Here is an 18,212-nt window from a genome sequence, read left to right as displayed (position 1 = left end):
GTTCGTTCCCCCGACCGGGTGAACGAACCGGAGGCCATTGGGTCACTGGCACCGTACGGAACCGGGATCCTAGCCTCCGCCCAGGCTCGGCGCTGGGGTGCCTCATTTCCTCCCATCGGGCTCATCGGCCCGCACGGCACCCCGGCGACCTCGACGACGTCGGATCTTCGTCAGATCTTCGCCCATGCCTCCGTCAGGACACCGCGGATGATCTGCTCGATCTCGTCGAACGTGCCCTGGTCGGCGATCAGCGGCGGCGCCAGCTGGATGACCGGGTCGCCACGGTCGTCGGCGCGGCAGTACAGGCCGGATTCGAAGAGCTTCTTCGACACGAAGCCGTACAGCAGCCGCTCGCACTCCTGCGGCGTGAACGACTCCTTGGTCGCCTTGTCCTTCACCAGCTCGATGCCGTAGAAGAAGCCGTTGCCGCGCACGTCACCGACGATCGGCAGGTCGTGCAGCTTCGCGAGCGTGGCGTGGAAGGCACCCTCGTTGTCGAGCACGTGCCGGTTGAGGCCCTCGCGTTCGAAGATGTCGAGGTTGGCGAGCGCCACGGCCGCGGAGACCGGGTGGCCGCCGAAGGTGTAGCCGTGCAGGAAGGTGTTCTCGCCCCGGAAGAACGGCTCGGCGATCCGGTCGGAGACGATCGCGGCGCCGATGGGGGAGTAGCCGGAGGTCATGCCCTTGGCGCAGGTGATGATGTCGGGCACGTAGCCGAACTTGTCGCAGGCGAACATCGTGCCCAGGCGACCGAAGGCGCAGATGACCTCGTCGGAGACCAGCAGCACGTCGTACCGGTCGCAGATCTCGCGCACCCGCCGGAAGTAGCCGGGCGGCGGCGGGAAGCAGCCGCCGGCGTTCTGCACCGGCTCCAGGAAGACGGCCGCGACGGTGTCGGCGCCCTCGAAGAGGATCTGCTGCTCGATCTGGTCGGCGGCCCACCGGCCGAACGCCTCGGGGGAGACGCCGGATCCCTCGTCGAGGAAGGAGGGGGCGCGGTAGATGTTGGTGTTGGGCACCTTGTGCGCGCCGGGCACCAGCGGCTCGAAGGGGGCCTTCAGCGCGGGCAGTCCGGTGATGGACAGCGCGCCCTGCGGGGTGCCGTGGTAGGCCACGGCCCGCGATATCACCTTGTACTTGGTGGGGTTGCCGGTCAGCTTGTGGTACTGCTTGGCCAGCTTCCACGCCGTCTCGACGGCCTCGCCGCCGCCGGTGGTGAAGAAGACCTTGTTCAGGTCGCCGGGCGCGTGGTGCGCCAGGCGCTCGGCCAGCTCGATCGCCTTGGGGTGGGCGTAGCTCCACACCGGGAAGAAGGCGAGCTCCTGGGCCTGCTTGGCGGCCGCCTCGGCCAGCTCGGCGCGGCCGTGGCCGGCCTGGACCACGAACAGCCCGGCCAGGCCGTCGAGGTAGCGCCGGCCCCGGTCGTCGTAGATGTAGGTGCCCTCGCCGCGCACGATGACGGGCACGGGGGCCTTCTCGTACGACGACATCCGGGTGAAGTGCATCCACAGATGGTCGTACGCCGTCCTGCTGAGGTCCTTGCTGCTCACGGCTATCGAGTTCCCCATGTATAGGTCTGCTTGCGGAGCTTGAGGTAGACGAAGCTCTCCGTGGAGCGCACGCCGGGCAGGGTCCGGATCCGCTTGTTGATCGTGTCGAGGAGATGGTCGTCGTCCTCGCAGACGATCTCGATCAGCAGGTCGAACGAGCCCGCGGTCACCACCACGTACTCCACCTCGTCCATTGCGGTCAGGGCGTCCGCGACCGGGTCGAGGTCGCCCTCGACGTTGATGCCGACCATCGCCTGCCGCCGGAATCCCACGGTGAGGGGGTCGGTGACGGCGACGATCTGCATCACGCCCTGGTCGAGCAGCTTCTGCACCCGTTGCCGGACGGCGGCCTCGGAGAGGCCGACGGCCTTGCCGATCGCCGCATAGGGGCGGCGGCCGTCCTCCTGGAGCTGCTCGATGATCGCCAGGGAGACGGCGTCGATCGGCTGGGCGCCGGTCGTGCTCTTGGGGTCTGCGCTACGAGTGGCCACGCGTTCCACCATGCAACAGGACTCGGCGGTGCGGCAAGCCCTTGACGATGAAATTCGTCGTCCAGAGGCACGGGAAGCACTGATTCCGTTGTTCTTGCTCTGCGGGTATGTCGAAAGCGCGGCCCCCCTGACTAGGCTGTGCGTCTCAGCCATTGGACGTCCGACACGAAGGGGTGGCACGACGTGACCACCGAGCTGCGCCGCCTGCGCAATTACATCGACGGGGAGTTCCGGGACGCCGCCGACGGGCGGACCACCGAGGTGGTCAATCCCGTCACGGGCGAGGCGTACGCGACCGCCCCGCTCTCCGGTGCCGCCGACGTGGACGCCGCCATGGCCGCCGCCGAGGCCGCCTTCCCCGCCTGGCGCGACCTGGTTCCCGCCGAGCGCCAGAAGGTGCTCCTGAAGATCGCCGACGCCTTCGAGGCCCGCGCCGACGAGCTCGTCGCCGCAGAGGTCGAGAACACCGGCAAGCCGGTGGCGCTGACGGCCAGCGAAGAGGTCCCGCCGATGGTGGACCAGATCCGCTTCTTCGCCGGTGCCGCGCGCATGCTGGAGGGCCGCTCGGCCGGCGAGTACATGGCGGGGATGACCTCCATCATCCGCCGCGAGCCGGTCGGCGTCTGCGCCCAGGTCGCGCCGTGGAACTACCCGATGATGATGGCGGTGTGGAAGTTCGCCCCGGCGCTCGCCGCGGGCAACACCGTCGTCCTCAAGCCCTCGGACACCACCCCCGCCTCCACCGTGCTCATCGCCGAGATCATCGGCGGGGTGCTGGAGGAGCTGGGCCACCCCAAGGGCGTCTTCAACGTCATCTGCGGCGACCGCGAGACCGGCCGCCTCATGGTCGAGCACAAGGTGCCCGCCATGGCCTCCATCACCGGCTCCGTGCGCGCCGGCATGCAGGTCGCCGAGTCCGCCTCCCGCGACCTCAAGCGCGTCCACCTGGAGCTCGGCGGCAAGGCCCCGGTCGTCGTCTTCGAGGACGCCGACATCGCCAAGGCCGTCGAGGACATCGCCGTCGCCGGCTTCTTCAACGCCGGCCAGGACTGCACGGCCGCCACCCGCGTCCTGGTCCACGAGTCGATCCACGACGACTTCGTCACCGCCCTCGCCCAGGCCGCCGCCGGCACCAGGACGGGGCAGCCGGACGACGAGGACGTGCTCTACGGCCCGCTGAACAACGCGAACCAGCTCAAGCAGGTCGCCGGCTTCATCGAGCGCCTGCCCGGCCACGCCAAGGTCCACACGGGCGGCCACCGCGTCGGGGAGAAGGGCTTCTTCTTCGCCCCCACCGTCGTCTCCGGCCTCCAGCAGGACGACGAGATCATCCAGAACGAGGTCTTCGGCCCGGTCATCACCGTCCAGTCCTTCGCCGACGAGGCGCAGGCCGTCGAGTTCGCCAACGGCGTCGAGTTCGCCCTGGCCTCCTCGGTGTGGACCAAGGACCACGCCCGCGCGATGCGCATGTCGAAGGCGCTCGACTTCGGCTGCGTGTGGATCAACACCCACATCCCGCTGGTCGCCGAGATGCCGCACGGCGGCTTCAAGAAGTCCGGCTACGGCAAGGACCTCTCCGCCTACGGCTTCGAGGACTACACGCGCGTCAAGCACGTCATGACCTCGCTGGGCTGACCTGCGGCTCCCGGGGGCGGGCGGCACCTTCCCGCCCCCGGTATCATCGACCGCCGCCCCGCCCCGCCGGTCCGATTGCGAGACGCCCGTGAAGCCCCTTTCCCGCCGTACCCTGCTGCGCGCGCTGGGCGCCGGTGCCGGGGCCGCGGCCCTCGCCGGCTGCGGGGTGCCCGCGGCGTACGTCGCCCCGGGCGAGCGGGCCGCCGCCGACCGCTCGGGCGCCGAGAAGAAGCTCGTCTTCGCCAACTGGCCGCTGTACATCGACGTGGACGAGAAGGACCCGCAGAGGCGGCCCACCCTGCAGGAGTTCGAGCAGCGCACCGGCATCTCGGTGAAGTACACCGAGGAGATCAACGACAACGACGAGTTCTTCGGCAAGATCAGCCCCGCCCTGATGAACCATCAGGACACCGGCCGGGACATCATCGTCGTCAGCGACTGGATGGCCTCCCGCTACGTCCGGCTCGGCTGGGTCCAGAAGATGGACCGCGCCGCCCAGCCCCACGTCGACCGCCACCTCGACCCGCTGCTGCGCAAGCCCTCCTTCGACCCGGGCCGGCTGCACACCGTGCCCTGGCAGTCCGGCATCACCGGCATCGCCTACAACCGCAGGAAGCTCGGCCGCGAGATACGCCACACCTCCGACCTGTGGCGCGACGACCTGCGCGGCCGCGTCACCCTGCTCTCCGGCATGGACGAGGCGTTCGCCCTGCTGATGATGGGCAACGGCGCGGACGTCACCCGCTGGACGGCCGACGACTTCCACACCATGACCGACCAGCTGCGCCGCCTGGTCCGCAGCCGCCACATCCGCCGCTTCACCGGCAACGACTACATCAAGGACCTCTCCTCCGGAGACGTCCTGGCCTGCCAGGCCTACTCCGGCGACATCATCCAGCTCCAGGCCGACAACCCCGACATCGAGTTCGTCGTCCCCGAGGAGGGCGCCGAGCTGTGGGCGGAGAGCCTGATGATCCCCGACCTCGCCCGGCACAAGCGCAACGCCGAGGCGCTGATCGACCACTACTACCGGCCCGAGGTCGCCGCCGAGCTCGCCGCCTCCGTCAACTACGTCTGCCCGGTGCCGGCCGCCCGCGACGTCCTGGCCTCCTCCGGCGAGAAGGAGACCGCCGCACTGGCGGAGAACCCGTTGATCTTCCCCACCGACGACATGCGCAAGCGGCTCGCCACCGCCCGCGACATGACCGCCCGGGAGCGGCCGGCCTTCGCCAAGGAGTGGAACGAGATCGTCGGCCTGTGACGGCCGGCGCTCACGCCGCCAGCAGCGAGCGCAGCGCGCCGATGCGGTTGGTGGTGATCGAGTCGACGCCGGCCCGCAGCAGCCGGCGCATCGTGCGCCGGGTGTCGGCGGTCCACGCGGAGACCAGCAGGCCGTCGGCGTGGTTGCGGGCGACGAGCTCGGGCGTGACCAGCCCGAAGCAGTAGTTCAGCCAGTGCGGCCGCACCGCGGCCAGCAGCGCCGCCCGCGGCGGCGCCAGCGTCGTCCACGTCAGCGCGATCTCCGCGTCCGCGTCCGCCCGGCGCACCGCGAGCATCGAGGCCGGCCCGCCGCAGTAGTACACGTGCGCCGCCGCCGCGCTCTCGCGCACCGCGGCGACGGCTGCCGGGGCCGCCGCCGCGTCGGGCAGGTCCACGAACAGCCGCACGCCCCCGCCGATCTCCGCCAGCGCCTCGTGCAGTGTCGGCACGCCGCCCGCGGTGGCCTCGCGCACCTCGGCGGCCGTCAGCGCGGCCAGGGGCCGGTCCAGGCCCCACAGCCGCTTCAGCGTCGCGTCGTGCAGCAGGACGGGCACGCCTTCCCGGGTCAGCCGCACGTCGATCTCCACCGCCCCGGCCCCCGCCCGCAGCGCCGACCGGATCGAGGGCAGGGTGTTCTCGCGGTGGACGTAGGGGTCCCCGCGGTGGGCGACGGCGACGCAGGCGGGCGGCGGCAGGGTCATGGCGCGCTCAGCCCCGCCACGCGGCGGTGTACGCGTCGATCTCGGCGTTCAGCGCGGCCTTGCCCGCCGCGTCCATGAACGACGCCTCCACCGCGTTCTTCGCCAGCGCGGCGACGCCCCGGGCGTCGAGGTCCAGCAGCCGCGCGGCCACCGCGTACTCGGTGTTGAGGTCGGTGCCGAACATCGGCGGGTCGTCGCTGTTGATCGTCACCAGCACCCCGGCCGCGACCATCTCCTTGACCGGGTGCCGCTCGATGTCGGTCACCGCCCGCGTGGCCAGGTTGGAGGTGGGGCAGACCTCCAGCGGAATGCGGTGCTCGGCCAGGTGCGCCAGCAGCCGCGGGTCCTGGGTGGCGCTGGTGCCGTGCCCGATGCGCTCGGCCCGCAGCTCCGTCAGGGCGTCCCAGATCGTCTGCGGCCCGGTCGTCTCGCCGGCGTGCGGCACGCTGTGCAGGCCCGCGGCGATCGCCCGGTCGAAGTACGGCTTGAACTGCGGCCGCGGCACACCGATCTCGGGGCCGCCCAGGCCGAAGGAGACCAGGCCGTCGGGGCGCAGGTCGCAGGCGATGCGCGCGGTCTCCTCCGCGGACTGCAGGCCGGCCTCGCCGGGGATGTCGAAGCACCAGCGCAGCACGACGCCCAGCTCCGACTCGGCGGCCTTGCGCGCGTCCTCGATGGCCTCGACGAACGCCACGTCCGGGATGCCGCGCCTGGTGGAGCTGTAGGGCGTCACCGTCAGCTCGGCGTAGCGGATGTTCTGCCGGGCCATGTCGCGGGCGACCTCGTAGGTCAGCAGCCGCACGTCCTCGGCGTCGCGGATGAGGTCGACCACCGAGAGGTAGACCTCGATGAAGTGCGCGAAGTCGCGGAAGGTGAAGAAGTCCGCGAGCGCCTCGGGGTCGGTGGGCACGGGGGAGTCGGGGTGCCGGGCGGCCAGCTCGGCGACGATGCGGGGGGAGGCCGACCCCACGTGGTGCACGTGCAGTTCGGCCTTCGGCAGCCCTGCGATGAACGAGTCGAGTCCTGACATGCGGGCCTCCATGGCTGCTGGGCTTCGGGGCGACGGCGTGCCGATCATCGTATGCGCGATGGCCGCCGGGGCATCGCCCAGGGCTTAGCATGACGGGGTAGCGACTGGGGAGGACCATGTCCGACAAGGACGACGCGCAGCACGACCAGCCGGGCGGGAACCCCTGGGCCCCGCCGGAGTCCGGTCGGGTGCCGCTGGAGAAGCCGGCCGCCCGGCCGACGCCCACCGTGGTCGAGCCCGCGCCCGGCCCCGCCGTAGCGGCTCCCGCGCCCGCGGCGCCCCCCGTACCCCCCGTCGTGCCGCCGCAGCAGGCCGCGCCCGGCGGCGCGGTGCCCCCGGTGCCGCCCGCCCCGACCGGGCCGGGCACCCCCAGCGCGTACCCGGGCGGCCCCTACGCCTTCGCGCCCGGCGCCGGCCCCCAGGGCGCGCCGTACGGGCAGACCGCCTACGGCACCGGCGCCTACGGCACCGGCGCCTACGCCTACCCCGCGCCCGGCTACCCGCAGGGCTGGCCCGCGCCGCCCCCGGTGCCCAACAACGGGCTCGGCACGGCCGGCATGGTGCTCGGCATCGTCGGCACGATCCTGGCGCCCAGCGTCGTCTTCAGCGTCATCCTCGGCGTCCTCGCGGTCGTCTTCGGGGCGATAGGCCGGGGCAAGGCCCGCACCGGCGAGGCGACCAACGGCGGTCAGGCGCTGACCGGGCTCATCCTGGGCCCCATCGCCATCGTCGCCTCGGTGCTGATGCTCCTGCTGTACATCTACTCCAACGCCACCAGCAACGACTACAACGACAACGAGGACCCGGACGACGCCACCTACGGCGCCTACATGCCGGCCCCGCCCGGCCCCGCACCGCTGGTGGCCGCCAGGCGCTGACGCGCCTCCATCAGAGCGAAGCCCAGCAGGTTCTGCCCGCACCAGCGGGCCGGGTCCTGCGCCCGCTCGTCGTCGGCGGCCAGCCCGATCCCCCAGATCCGGTCCAGGGGACTGGCCTCGACGAGCACCCGGCTCCCGGTGCCCAGCAGATACGCCCCCAGCTCGGGATGCTGCGCGAACTTGTGCACGCTGCCTTCGACCACGAGCCCGTAGCGGTGGCGTGTCCACTCCTGCTCGTCGAAGCCGCGCACCGCACGCCCGGCGTCCTTGGCCGCCTTGGGATGACCCGCCGCCAGCACCCGTGCCAGCGCCTCCGCGTCGCCGAACAGCCGCGCCTTGCCGGCCATCATCCAGTGCTCGGCCGTCGCGTACTGCACGCCGTCGACGGTGAAGGGGGAGGGCCACCACTGGCTGAAGCAGCCGGCCCCCACGCCACCGCCGCGCGGCGGTCGGTGCCCCCAGAAGAACACGTACTTCACGCGCTCCCCGCCCGCAACGGCCCCCACGAGCTCCGCCACCGACCGCGGGCCGTCCGCCCCGTCACCGGCCCGCGCCGCCCCCGCGCTCGCTTCGATCTTCGACATGCACGAAGTGTGGCATGCCGGACCGACAGCCGAATCGGGCTGCCCCGGCGGGTGATCTCCCCCTACGCTTGCCCGGCACCTTGACAGGAGGGGACTTTTCGCAATGTCGAACTACCAGAACAATCCGTACGCCGGTCAGCCGCCCTACCCGCCGCAGCAGCCGCAGCAGCCCCCGGCCGGTTACGGCTACCCCGGGCCGGCCGGGCCGGGCACCCCGCCCGCCTACCCCGCGGCCCCGCCCGTGCAGCCCTACCCGATGCCCGGCTACGGCGGCGGCATGCCGCCGCAGCCCAGCAACGGCATGGGCACCGCCGGCCTGGTGCTGGGCATCATCGGCGTCGTCTTCAGCCTGACCTTCATCTTCTGGGTCCTGGGCGTCATCCTCGGCATCCTCGCGATCATCTTCGGTGCCATCGGCCGTCACAAGGCCACCAAGGGGGAGGCCACCAACAAGGGCGCGGCCACGGCCGGACTGGTGTGCGGCATCGTCGCCACGGTCCTGCTGCCGCTGCTCGGCATGCTCTTCGCGGCCAGCCTGTTCGGCCTGAGCTGACGGCCCGCCGGTGACGGGGGACGGCAGCCGACCCGGGCCGCCCCCGTCACCGAATCCGTTGCACGACCGAAAACTGCCGACGGAATCCCTTGTTGGGAGCGGAGGTCTCTGCCAGGATCGGCAAACCGATCCGGTGGAGCGGCCTGTGGGCACAGGTGCGTGAACGGCGGAGGAGTAGGCATGCGACACGGCCCGTTTCGTAACCAGGCCGCACCGTGTGTCACCCTTTCCTGTTTGCGTTCCCCGAACCCCTGGACCAGACCATGACGGCAACCGCCACCACCGGCACCAGCGGCACCGATGTGCGCCTCGCCGGCATCAGCAAGACCTACGGCGACTTCACCGCCGTGCACCCGCTCGACCTCGCCGTCCCCGCGGGCTCCTTCTTCGCCCTGCTGGGCGCCTCCGGCTGCGGCAAGACCACCACGCTGCGCATGATCGCCGGCCTGGACGAGCCCACCACCGGCACCGTCGCCCTCGGGGGACGCGACGTGACCGCCCTGCCCGCCTACAAGCGGCCCGTCAACACGGTCTTCCAGAACTACGCGCTCTTCCCGCACCTGGACATCCACGAGAACGTCGCCTTCGGCCTGCGCCGCCGCGGCGTGAAGTCCGTCAAGAAGCAGGTCGCGGAGATGCTCGACCTCGTCCAGCTCGGCGACCAGGCCCGCCGCCGCCCGCACCAGCTCTCCGGCGGCCAGCAGCAGCGCGTCGCCGTCGCCCGCGCCCTGATCAACCACCCCGACGTCCTGCTCCTCGACGAGCCCCTGGGCGCCCTCGACCTCAAGCTGCGCCGTCAGATGCAGCTGGAGCTCAAGCGCATCCAGACCGAGGTCGGCATCACCTTCATCCACGTCACCCACGACCAGGAGGAGGCCATGACCATGGCCGACACGGTCGCGGTGATGAACGCCGGCCGGGTCGAGCAGCTCGGCAGCCCCGCCGAGCTCTACGAGACCCCGCGCACCACCTTCGTCGCCAACTTCCTCGGCACTTCCAACCTCATCACCACCGACGTCCTCGACGCCTCCGGCGACGACATCGTCCTGCGCGCCGGTGATACCAAACTCGGCCTGCCCCGGGCACGATGTACAGCCGGCGCCCGGCCGGGCGAGAAGCTCCTGCTCGGCATAAGGCCGGAGAAGATCGGCCTCACCCACGCCGACGACGCCGCCGGCGTCCCCGCCGGCCGCAACGTCGTGCCCGGCCGCATCGCCCAGGCGAGCTTCACCGGTGTCTCCACCCAGTACCTCGTCGACAGCCCCGTGGGCACCGGTCTGTCCGTCTACGAGCAGAACGTCGAGCGCGACGCCCGCCTCGTCCCCGGCGCCGAGGTCGTCCTGCACTGGAACCCCGCGCACAGCTTCGGCCTGGACGCGTCCCAGAGCATCGAGGCGGGCACCGACGCGCGAGAGGCAGGTACGTGACTGTGAGCGACGCACGCGCGGCCGCCGGGCCGCACCAGACCGCGAAAGCCGCACTGCTTCGCCGCGCGGGCGGAGAAGCGAACCGAGAAGAGGGGGCGACCGCCACCGACCACCCTCCCGCACCACCCGCCGCCCCCGCCGCCGACAGCGCCCTGCACAAGGCCGTCCGCCGCAGGAAGCGCGTCCCCTTCTGGCTGCTCCTGCCGGGCATCGCCTGGCTTCTCGTCTTCTTCGCCGCCCCCCTCGTCTACCAGGCATCCACCTCCCTGCAGACCGGCTCCCTCGAAGAAGGCTTCCGCGTCACCTGGCACTTCGCCACCTACTCCGACGCCCTCGCCGAGTACTACCCGCAGTTCCTGCGCTCCGTCGCCTACGCCGCCACCGCCACCGCGCTGTGCCTGCTGCTGGGCTACCCCCTGGCGTACCTGATCGCCTTCCGCGCCGGCCGCTGGCGCAACCTGCTGATGGTGCTCGTCATTGCACCCTTCTTCACCAGCTTCCTGATCCGCACCCTCGCCTGGAAGACGATCCTCGCCGACAGCGGCCCCGTCGTGCGCGCCCTGGACTCGCTGCACGTGCTGACCGTCACCAACGCGCTCGGCGTCACCGAGGGCCACCGCGTGCTCGCCACGCCGCTGGCCGTCGTGTGCGGACTGACCTACAACTTCCTGCCGTTCATGATCCTGCCGCTCTACACCTCGCTCGAACGCATCGACAGCCGCCTGCTGGAGGCCGCCGGCGACCTGTACGCCCGGCCCCTGACCACCTTCCGCAAGGTCACCCTGCCGCTGTCCATGCCGGGCGTCGTCGCCGGCACCCTGCTCACCTTCATCCCCGCCGCCGGCGACTACATCAACGCGGAACTGCTCGGCTCCGCCGACCAGAAGATGATCGGCAACGTCATCCAGTCCCAGTTCCTGCGCGTGCTCGACTACCCGACCGCGGCCGCCCTCTCCTTCATCCTCATGGCGTCCATCCTCGCCATGGTCACGCTCTACATCCGCAAGTCCGGCACGGAGGAGGTCGTCTGATGCGCTGGCTGCGCCGCAACCTGGTCGTCATCGCGGGCCTGCTCACCCTCGCGTTCCTGATCCTGCCCAACGCCGTCGTGACGGTGTTCTCCTTCAACAAGCCCAACGGCCGCTTCAACTACGAGTGGCAGCACTTCTCCACCGACGCCTGGAGCCACCCCTGCGGCGTCGCCGACCTGTGCGGCTCCCTCTCACTGAGCCTGCAGATCGCCCTGTGGGCCACCCTGGGCGCCACCGTCCTCGGCACCCTGATCGCCTTCGCCGTCGCCCGCTACCGCTTCCGCGCCCGCGGCACCGTCGGCACGCTGATCTTCCTGCCCATGGCCATGCCCGAGGTCGTCATGGCCGCCTCGCTGGCCACCCTCTTCCTCAACATGGGCGTCAGCTTCGGCTTCTGGACCATCCTCATCGCCCACATCACCTTCTGCCTCAGCTTCGTGGTGACCGCCGTCAAGGCCCGCGTGATGAGCATGGACCCCCGCCTGGAACAGGCCGCCCAGGACCTGTACGCCACCCCGCTGCAGACGTTCCTGCGCGTCACCCTGCCGATCGCCGCCCCCGGCATCGTCGCCGGCGCGCTGCTGTCCTTCGCGCTGTCCTTCGACGACTTCATCATCACCAACTTCAACGCCGGATCGACCGTGACCTTCCCCATGTACGTCTGGGGATCCGCCCAAAGGGGCACGCCCGTTCAGATCAATGTCATCGGGACGGCGATGTTCGCCGTCGCCGTGCTGTGCGTCCTCGCCGGACAACTGGTCGGGAGACGCCGACAAAGGAGCTGAGAACCATGGCCACCGGCGCCATGACCCATGTGAAAGCACTCTCCGACGCCACCCCCCGCCCCTACTGGCTCGACGACCCCTCCCGGCCGGACCCCCTGCCGGCCCTCGTCGGCGACGAGCACTGCGACCTGCTCGTCGTCGGCGGCGGCTACAGCGGACTGTGGACCGCCCTCAATGCCAAGGAACGCGACCCCGGCCGGGACGTCGTCCTCATCGAGGGCCAGGAGGCCGGCTGGGCCGCCTCCGGCCGCAACGGCGGCTTCTGCGCCGCCTCCCTCACCCACGGCTGGGCCAACGGACACGCCCGCTGGCCCGCCGAACTGAGCACCCTCGAAGACCTCGGCCGCCGCAACCTCGACGGCATCGAGGCCGCCCTCGCCCGCCACGGCATCGACTGCGACTTCGAACGCACCGGCGAGATCGACGTCGCCACCGCCCCCCACCAGGCCCACGAACTGCGCCTCGCCGCCGACGAGGCCGCGCAGCTCGGCATCACCGGCCTCACCTTCCTCGACCGCGACGCCGTCCGCGCCGAGGTCGACTCCCCGACCTTCCTCGCCGGCCTGTGGAACCGCACCGGCGTCGCCATGCTCCACCCCGCCAAGCTCGCCTGGGGCCTCAAGCGCGCCTGCCGCAGCCTGGGCGTACGCCTCTACGAGCACACGCCCGGCACCGAACTGTCCGTACGCCGCGCCGGCGTCGCCGTGCGCACCCCCTACGGCCGCGTCTTCGCCCGCCAGGCCGCCCTCGCCACCAACGCCTTCCCCTCCCTGGTCAAGCGCCTGCGCCCGTACATCGCCCCCGTCTACGACTACGCCCTGATGACCGAGCCGCTGACCGACGGACAGCTCGCGGACATCGGCTGGCGGCGCCGCCAGGGCCTGAGCGACAGCGCCAACCACTTCCACTACTTCCGGCTCACCGCCGACAACCGCATCCTGTGGGGCGGCTACGACATCGTCTACCGCTACGGCGGCGGCGTCCGCGCCGAGTACGACCACCACCCGCCCACCTACCAGCGCCTGGCGGAGCACTTCTTCCGCTGCTTCCCGCAGCTGGAGGGCGTGCGCTTCACCCACACCTGGGGCGGGGCCATCGACACCTGCTCCCGCTTCTCCGCCTTCTTCGGCACCGCCCACCGCGGGCGCGTCGCCTACGCGCTCGGCTTCACCGGCCTCGGCGTCGGCGCCTCGCGCTTCGGCGCGGACGTCATGCTCGACCTGCTGGCGGGCAGGCGCACGGAGCGCACGGAACTGGAGATGGTCCGCAGCAGGCCCCTGCCCTTCCCGCCGGAACCGGTCCGCTCGATGGGCATCGGCATCACGCAGTGGGCGATGACCCGGGCGGACGAGAACGGCCGAAGAAACCTCTGGCTGCGCACGATGGACCGCTTAGGGCTGGGCTTCGACAGCTAGGGCCCGGCCCGCACACGGGCAATGCACATCAGCAACGTACCGGCCAGCGCCCACGCCCCGACCACGTCCAGTGGCCAGTGATACCCGCACACTACGAGCCCCACCCCAACGGCAACGTTGAGCAGGCCGACAGCCCAAAGCCACACCCGCCGGCGGCACAGGAGCAGCGCCGCGACCCCGTACGCCACGGCCGCCGTGGCCGCGTGCCCCGAGGGGAAGAACTCGTGCGGCGCACCGGCCATGGCCGGCGGCCCCACCCGCGCCACGAGGGCCTTGAACGGTACGACGAGGGCCGGTACGGCGGCCATGGCCAGTGCGCCGGCGGCCGCCGTACGCCACTGCCGCCGCCACAGAGCGAAGGCCAGGGCCACGGCCAGCACCGGCACGGCCACCGACGCATTGCCGAGGTCGGCGAGGAACCGGGCCGCGCCGGACGGTGCGTACGCCGCCCGTCCCAGCCGCTCGTCGAGCGCCCGCAGCGGCCCGTGCGCGACGACCTGCCAGGTGGTGACGGCGAGGGCGACGAGCGGGACGAGGAACACGAGCGGCGGCCCCGGAACCGGGGGGATGGTTCCGAGGCCGCCGAACCGGCCGGTGCGCCGCGCGCCCCGGGGGGTGTGGGGCGGGCGGCCGTCCGATCGGTGAGAAGCGTGCGCGAAGGCACGGCCGCGCCCGTACTGGGGAGGTACCGGCACGGCGTCGCCCGCAGTCCCCTGCGGACGGGGTGTTTCATTCATCTGCAGAAACCGTACGGCAGCTACGGACGATCCGATAGACGGATCACCCGTCCGCCACCCGCCCCGCACAGGTTCTTCACCGGCTCACAGCAGGCGCACGGCCGGCGCACAGGCGGCTCACAGACGGCCGAGCGCACCCTCGATGATGTCGAGGCCCTCGTTGAGCAGGTCCTCGCCGATGACCAGCGGCGGCAGGAAGCGCAGCACGTTGCCGTACGTGCCGCAGGTCAGCACCAGCAGGCCCTCCGCGTGGCACGCCTTGGCCAGCGCGCCGGCGGCCTCCGCGTAGGGCTCCTTGGTCGCCGGGTCCTTGACCAGCTCGATCGCGATCATGGCACCGCGGCCGCGGATGTCGCCGATGACCGGGAACTTCTCCTGCATCGCGGCGAGGCGGGTCTTCATGACCTCCTCGATGCGCTTGGCCTTGCCGTTGAGGTCCAGCTCGCGCATGGTCTCGATGGCACCGAGCGCACCGGCGCAGGCCACCGGGTTGCCGCCGTAGGTGCCGCCGAGGCCGCCCGCGTGGGCCGCATCCATGATCTCCGCGCGGCCGGTGACCGCGGCCAGCGGCAGACCGCCGGCGATGCCCTTGGCAGTGGTGATCAGGTCGGGGACGATGCCCTCGTCCTCACAGGCGAACCACTGGCCGGTGCGGCAGAAGCCGGACTGGATCTCGTCGGCGACGAAGACGATGCCGTTGTCGTTGGCGAACTTCACGATCGCCGGCAGGAAGCCCTTGGCCGGCTCGATGAAGCCGCCCTCGCCCAGGACCGGCTCGATGATGATGGCGGCGACGTTCTCCGCGCCGACCTGCTTGGTGATCTGGTCGATGGCCTGGGCGGCGGCCTCCGGGCCGCAGTTCTCCGGGCCGGTGGGCCAGCGGTAGCCGTACGCCACCGGCACGCGGTAGACCTCGGGCGCGAACGGGCCGAAGCCGTGCTTGTACGGCATGTTCTTGGCGGTGAGCGCCATCGTCAGGTTCGTGCGGCCGTGGTAGCCGTGGTCGAAGACGACGACGGCCTGGCGCTTGGTGTACGCACGGGCGATCTTGACGGCGTTCTCGACGGCCTCGGCGCCCGAGTTGAACAGGGCCGACTTCTTCGCGTGGTCGCCCGGGGTCAGCTCGGCGAGCTGCTCGCAGACCTCCACGTAACCCTCGTAGGGGGTCACCATGAAGCAGGTGTGGGTGAAGTCGGCCAGCTGCGCGGAGGCGCGGCGCACGACGGCCTCGGCGCTGGCGCCGACCGAGGTCACGGCGATGCCGGAGCCGAAGTCGATCAGACGGTTGCCGTCCACGTCCTCGATGACGCCGCCGCCGGCCCGCGCGGTGAACACCGGCAGCACGGAGCCCACGCCGCCCGCGACAGCGGCGAGACGGCGAGCCTGGAGCTCCTGCGACTTGGGGCCGGGGATCGCGGTGACGACGCGGCGCTCCTGGGGGAGGGCGGCGCCTCCGGACAGTTCGGTCATGGGAGAGCTCCAGGGGAAAGTACGGGCTTTTGGTCGCAGGCTAGGGGCGGCGGCCGGGGCGTGGCATGTTCCGTTCGGGAGAAGTGCACGCGTCCGGTTGTCCGTATCGGACATGGTGGCCCACTAGATTGGGCCGGTCGGACAGTTCACACACGCGGGCGGGCGCGAGGGCCGGCTGGGGGCGAGGGCAACGATGGACACGGAAGGCATGGGTACGGCGGGCAGCACGGACCCGGCGCCGCGAACACCGCCGCGCCGCGTCCCGCCCCAGGCGGGACCGGCCGCGCCGGTCCCGGCGCCCCCACCGGGCGCCCCGCCGTCCACAGCGGGACGCCGGGCGTCCGTCCCGCCGCCCGCCGGCCACGCGCCGGCCGACGCCGGTGGCGGCGGAGCCGTCCTGCCGCCGTACCCCGGCCGGCACCCCGATCACCGGGCTCCGGCCGACCCGGCGACGTACGCCCCTGCGGGAGAGGGCCGGCCGGCAGGCCCCGTGGCCGAAAGGCCCCTCAAGCCTGCCGACGGCCCGGCCGGTGCCCCGGGCGCATCGCCGGCCGGCCGGCCGGCCGCCAGCGTTCCGCCGTCTTCGGCGCAGGTTGCCGACCCCTGCGGCACGACCGCTCATGCCTCGTCCTTCCTGACCTGGCTGCGGGCGCCGCGGGCGGACGCCGGGCCCGGGATCTGGGCCTTCGGGCACCGGCCCAAGCCGCCGGAGGAGCCCGATCGCATTCCGAGCCGCCAGTTGCTCAGCGGGGCCGTCATCGCGTTGCTGTGCGGCTGGCTGCTGTGGTCCCTGCTGTGGAACGGCTACCTGGGCCACTACTGGATCTGGCCGCTGTTCGCGCTGACCCCCGACTCCTGGCGGCAGGGCGGCATGCTGGCCGTCTGGGTCGTCTACGCCTACTACACGCTGTGCGCCCTCGTCCTCGTCGTCGTCTTCGGGCGCCTGGGCCGCTGGGGACAGGTGTGGCACCGCTGGGTGACGCCGGCGCTGCGCCGGCTGTGGGACGACGGCGGGGAACCCGCCCCCCGGACGCCGGGCACGGCGCACGACCCCGCCGAGTGGCCGCACCTGCGCGCGGCAGGAGCGCACGCCGCCGCCGACCGGCTCGCGGCCGACGCGCGCGCCGGGGCCATGAACGACGTGGACCACGCACGCATCGAGCGCGCCTGGGAGTCGGCGCGCGCCCGGCCCGACCGGCTCGCCGCCTTCACCGACGCCGTCCTCGAACGGGGCGCCGCCGCCTGCGCCCACCCCTCCGGCGCCCGCGACCTGCCCGTGCGCACCGCGCGCCACGACCTCCTGGCCGGCCAGGTGCGCCTGGGCACCGCCGTCGACGACGAGCGCAACCCGTACCGGCACCGGGGCGCCGGCTGCGCCCTCGACGCCGGCCTGCTCGCCACCTCCCTGCTCGCCGTCGGCCCGCCCGGCTGCGGCAAGACCGAACGCCTGGTGCGGCCGGTCCTGGAATCGCTGTGCCTGCAGGCCCTGGCCGGGCGCGCCGCGGTCGTCGCCGTCGGGGCCGCCGGCGCCGCCCTGGCCCCCGACGACGCCTTCGACGTCGTCGTCCGCATCGGCCGCCCCGACTCCGCCTACGACCTCGACCTCTACGGCGGCACCGACGACCCCGACGAGGCGGCCGCCGTCCTCGCCGAGGGACTCGTCGGCGACCTGACCACCGCCCTGCCCGGCGGGGACAGCCGGCGGGCCGCCACCGCGCTCGCCCAGCTGCTGGGCCCCTTCCGGGCCGTCCACGGCCGCTTCCCGTCCGTGCCCGAGCTGCGGGAACTCCTCGACGGTTCGCCCGCTGCCCTCGGCGCCCTGCGCGAGCGCCTCGCCGCCGGCGGCCACGAGGCCCTCGGCCGCGAGCTCGACGCCCGCGAACGCCAGGCCCACCGGCCCGGCGACCCCGCCCCCGCACTCGCCGACCGGCTCGCCCTGCTCGACCGGCCGGCCTTCGCCCCCTTCTTCGACACCACCCGCCCCGGCCGCACCTTCTCCCTGCGCACCCTCGAACACCCCCTGCGCGTACGCATCGACCTGCCCGAACGCGGGCACGCCGAGGCCTCGCGCGTGCTGGCCCGGCTGATCCTCGCCCAGTTCACCGAGTGCGCCGCGGCCCGCGCCGACCGCTCGCTGTTCGCCTGCCTCGTCCTCGACGACGCCACGCACACGGTCACCCCCGAGTCCGTACGCGGGCTGCAGCGGCTGCGCTCCGCCCGCGCCGGCGCCGTACTGACCCTGCGCACCCTCGACGACGTGCCCGAGGCACTGCGCAGCGCGCTGCTGGGCTCGGTCGGCTGCCGCATGGCGTTCTCGGGCGTGACCACCTGGGACGGCGCCCGCTTCGCCGAGGTGTGGGGCAAGGAGTGGGTCGAGACCCGCGACGTCACCGACCGCCAGGTCATCGCCCACGAGCCGATCACCCGCGTCACCCACGTCGTGCGCCGCGTGATCACCGGGCGGGCCGTGACCGCCCAGTCCGTCACCGTGCGCAAGGTCGAGCGGGAACGCTGGTCGGCCTCGGAGCTCGCCCACTCGGTCCCCGCGGGCTGCGCGGTCCTCTCCGTGACCTCGGCGAAGGGGGACAGCGCACCACCGGTGCTGGTCGAGCTGTCGAACTGAACCGGCGGCGCTCCACTGAGGCAGAATCGGTCACAGCCGTTC

16 protein-coding genes are annotated in these 18,212 nt (G+C 72.3%); 9 read left to right on the top strand and 7 right to left on the bottom strand.

What is annotated here, in order from left to right:
• Window positions 1-170: 170 nt before the first annotated feature.
• Window positions 171-1,568, bottom strand: coding sequence for an aspartate aminotransferase family protein (locus AC27L3_RS24710; RefSeq protein ID WP_487236252.1), 1,398 nt, complete (start codon window positions 1,566-1,568; stop codon window positions 171-173).
• Window positions 1,553-2,053: an Lrp/AsnC family transcriptional regulator gene (locus tag AC27L3_RS24705; protein WP_487236251.1), complete on the bottom strand. Its 501-nt coding sequence runs from the start codon at window positions 2,051-2,053 to the stop codon at window positions 1,553-1,555. The genes AC27L3_RS24710 and AC27L3_RS24705 overlap by 16 nt, the downstream gene beginning before the upstream one ends.
• A gap of 171 nt (window positions 2,054-2,224) precedes the next feature.
• On the opposite strand from AC27L3_RS24705, the gene AC27L3_RS24700 reads away from it, so the two are divergent.
• Both AC27L3_RS24700 and AC27L3_RS24695 read left to right on the top strand, forming a co-directional pair.
• Entirely contained in the window at window positions 2,225-3,676 is a 1,452-nt protein-coding gene (locus AC27L3_RS24700) for a gamma-aminobutyraldehyde dehydrogenase (RefSeq protein WP_487236250.1), read from the top strand.
• Window positions 3,677-3,764: 88 nt separating this feature from the next.
• On the top strand, window positions 3,765-4,937 hold the full coding sequence (locus AC27L3_RS24695) for a polyamine ABC transporter substrate-binding protein (protein WP_487236249.1): 1,173 nt from the start codon (window positions 3,765-3,767) through the stop codon (window positions 4,935-4,937).
• A 10-nt stretch (window positions 4,938-4,947) separates the two neighbouring features.
• Here the strand turns inward: AC27L3_RS24695 and AC27L3_RS24690 are convergent, their stop codons facing one another.
• Entirely contained in the window at window positions 4,948-5,637 is a 690-nt protein-coding gene (locus AC27L3_RS24690) for a glycerophosphodiester phosphodiesterase (RefSeq protein ID WP_487236248.1), read from the bottom strand.
• Window positions 5,638-5,644: 7 nt separating this feature from the next.
• Entirely contained in the window at window positions 5,645-6,667 is a 1,023-nt protein-coding gene (locus AC27L3_RS24685; protein ID WP_487236247.1) for an adenosine deaminase, read from the bottom strand.
• A gap of 116 nt (window positions 6,668-6,783) precedes the next feature.
• Here AC27L3_RS24685 and AC27L3_RS24680 point away from each other — a divergent pair, with 116 nt between their 5' ends.
• The gene (locus tag AC27L3_RS24680; protein WP_487236246.1) at window positions 6,784-7,545 is read left to right on the top strand and encodes a DUF4190 domain-containing protein; all 762 of its coding nucleotides are present in this window, start codon (window positions 6,784-6,786) and stop codon (window positions 7,543-7,545) included.
• Here AC27L3_RS24680 and ybiA read toward each other — a convergent pair.
• Window positions 7,494-8,129 carry a riboflavin biosynthesis intermediates N-glycosidase gene (gene ybiA / locus AC27L3_RS24675; RefSeq protein WP_487236245.1) on the bottom strand — a complete coding sequence of 212 codons (636 nt, stop codon included), beginning with the start codon at window positions 8,127-8,129 and terminating at the stop codon, window positions 7,494-7,496. The two genes, AC27L3_RS24680 and ybiA, sit on opposite strands and share 52 nt — an antisense overlap.
• A 103-nt stretch (window positions 8,130-8,232) precedes the next feature.
• Between ybiA and AC27L3_RS24670 the strand changes: the two genes are divergently transcribed.
• From AC27L3_RS24670 to AC27L3_RS24650, 5 genes are all read left to right on the top strand, one after another.
• Window positions 8,233-8,682: a DUF4190 domain-containing protein gene (locus tag AC27L3_RS24670; protein ID WP_487236244.1), complete on the top strand. Its 450-nt coding sequence runs from the start codon at window positions 8,233-8,235 to the stop codon at window positions 8,680-8,682.
• A 263-nt stretch (window positions 8,683-8,945) separates the two neighbouring features.
• Complete coding sequence (locus AC27L3_RS24665; protein ID WP_487236243.1) at window positions 8,946-10,109, top strand: ABC transporter ATP-binding protein; 1,164 nt, start codon at window positions 8,946-8,948, stop codon at window positions 10,107-10,109.
• Window positions 10,110-10,261: 152 nt separating this feature from the next.
• On the top strand, window positions 10,262-11,140 hold the full coding sequence (locus tag AC27L3_RS24660) for an ABC transporter permease (protein ID WP_487236288.1): 879 nt from the start codon (window positions 10,262-10,264) through the stop codon (window positions 11,138-11,140).
• Window positions 11,140-11,925, top strand: coding sequence for an ABC transporter permease (locus AC27L3_RS24655; RefSeq protein WP_487236242.1), 786 nt, complete (start codon window positions 11,140-11,142; stop codon window positions 11,923-11,925). Before AC27L3_RS24660 ends, AC27L3_RS24655 begins: the two co-directional genes overlap by 1 nt.
• A gap of 5 nt (window positions 11,926-11,930) precedes the next feature.
• The gene (locus AC27L3_RS24650; protein ID WP_487236241.1) at window positions 11,931-13,340 is read left to right on the top strand and encodes an NAD(P)/FAD-dependent oxidoreductase; all 1,410 of its coding nucleotides are present in this window, start codon (window positions 11,931-11,933) and stop codon (window positions 13,338-13,340) included.
• Here the strand turns inward: AC27L3_RS24650 and AC27L3_RS24645 are convergent.
• Both AC27L3_RS24645 and gabT read right to left on the bottom strand, forming a co-directional pair.
• On the bottom strand, window positions 13,337-13,882 hold the full coding sequence (locus tag AC27L3_RS24645; RefSeq protein ID WP_487236240.1) for a phosphatase PAP2 family protein: 546 nt from the start codon (window positions 13,880-13,882) through the stop codon (window positions 13,337-13,339). The genes AC27L3_RS24650 and AC27L3_RS24645 overlap by 4 nt on opposite strands.
• Window positions 13,883-14,194: 312 nt before the next feature.
• Complete coding sequence (gene gabT, locus AC27L3_RS24640) at window positions 14,195-15,547, bottom strand: 4-aminobutyrate--2-oxoglutarate transaminase (RefSeq protein WP_487236239.1); 1,353 nt, start codon at window positions 15,545-15,547, stop codon at window positions 14,195-14,197.
• A 193-nt stretch (window positions 15,548-15,740) separates the two neighbouring features.
• Between gabT and AC27L3_RS24635 the strand changes: the two genes are divergently transcribed.
• A complete protein-coding gene (locus AC27L3_RS24635; RefSeq protein WP_487236238.1) occupies window positions 15,741-18,170 on the top strand; it encodes an ATP-binding protein in 2,430 nt (809 codons plus the stop codon).
• The last annotated feature ends 42 nt before the right edge of the window (window positions 18,171-18,212 follow it).

It is taken from the genome of Streptomyces sp. PKA51 (assembly GCF_057552455.1).
The sequence above is the reverse complement of the archived record's forward strand: the minus strand, read 5'-3'. Positions and strand labels throughout refer to the sequence as shown.

Coding starts and splice junctions, on each gene's coding strand:
- AC27L3_RS24635 (WP_487236238.1), top strand. CDS start 15,741: ATGGACACGGAAGGCATGGGTACGGCGGGCAGCACGGACCCGGCGCCG.
- gabT (WP_487236239.1), bottom strand. CDS start 15,547: ATGACCGAACTGTCCGGAGGCGCCGCCCTCCCCCAGGAGCGCCGCGTC.
- AC27L3_RS24670 (WP_487236244.1), top strand. CDS start 8,233: ATGTCGAACTACCAGAACAATCCGTACGCCGGTCAGCCGCCCTACCCG.
- AC27L3_RS24685 (WP_487236247.1), bottom strand. CDS start 6,667: ATGTCAGGACTCGACTCGTTCATCGCAGGGCTGCCGAAGGCCGAACTG.
- AC27L3_RS24690 (WP_487236248.1), bottom strand. CDS start 5,637: ATGACCCTGCCGCCGCCCGCCTGCGTCGCCGTCGCCCACCGCGGGGAC.
- AC27L3_RS24680 (WP_487236246.1), top strand. CDS start 6,784: ATGTCCGACAAGGACGACGCGCAGCACGACCAGCCGGGCGGGAACCCC.
- AC27L3_RS24710 (WP_487236252.1), bottom strand. CDS start 1,568: ATGGGGAACTCGATAGCCGTGAGCAGCAAGGACCTCAGCAGGACGGCG.
- AC27L3_RS24655 (WP_487236242.1), top strand. CDS start 11,140: ATGCGCTGGCTGCGCCGCAACCTGGTCGTCATCGCGGGCCTGCTCACC.
- AC27L3_RS24650 (WP_487236241.1), top strand. CDS start 11,931: ATGGCCACCGGCGCCATGACCCATGTGAAAGCACTCTCCGACGCCACC.
- AC27L3_RS24705 (WP_487236251.1), bottom strand. CDS start 2,053: ATGGTGGAACGCGTGGCCACTCGTAGCGCAGACCCCAAGAGCACGACC.
- ybiA (WP_487236245.1), bottom strand. CDS start 8,129: ATGTCGAAGATCGAAGCGAGCGCGGGGGCGGCGCGGGCCGGTGACGGG.
- AC27L3_RS24665 (WP_487236243.1), top strand. CDS start 8,946: ATGACGGCAACCGCCACCACCGGCACCAGCGGCACCGATGTGCGCCTC.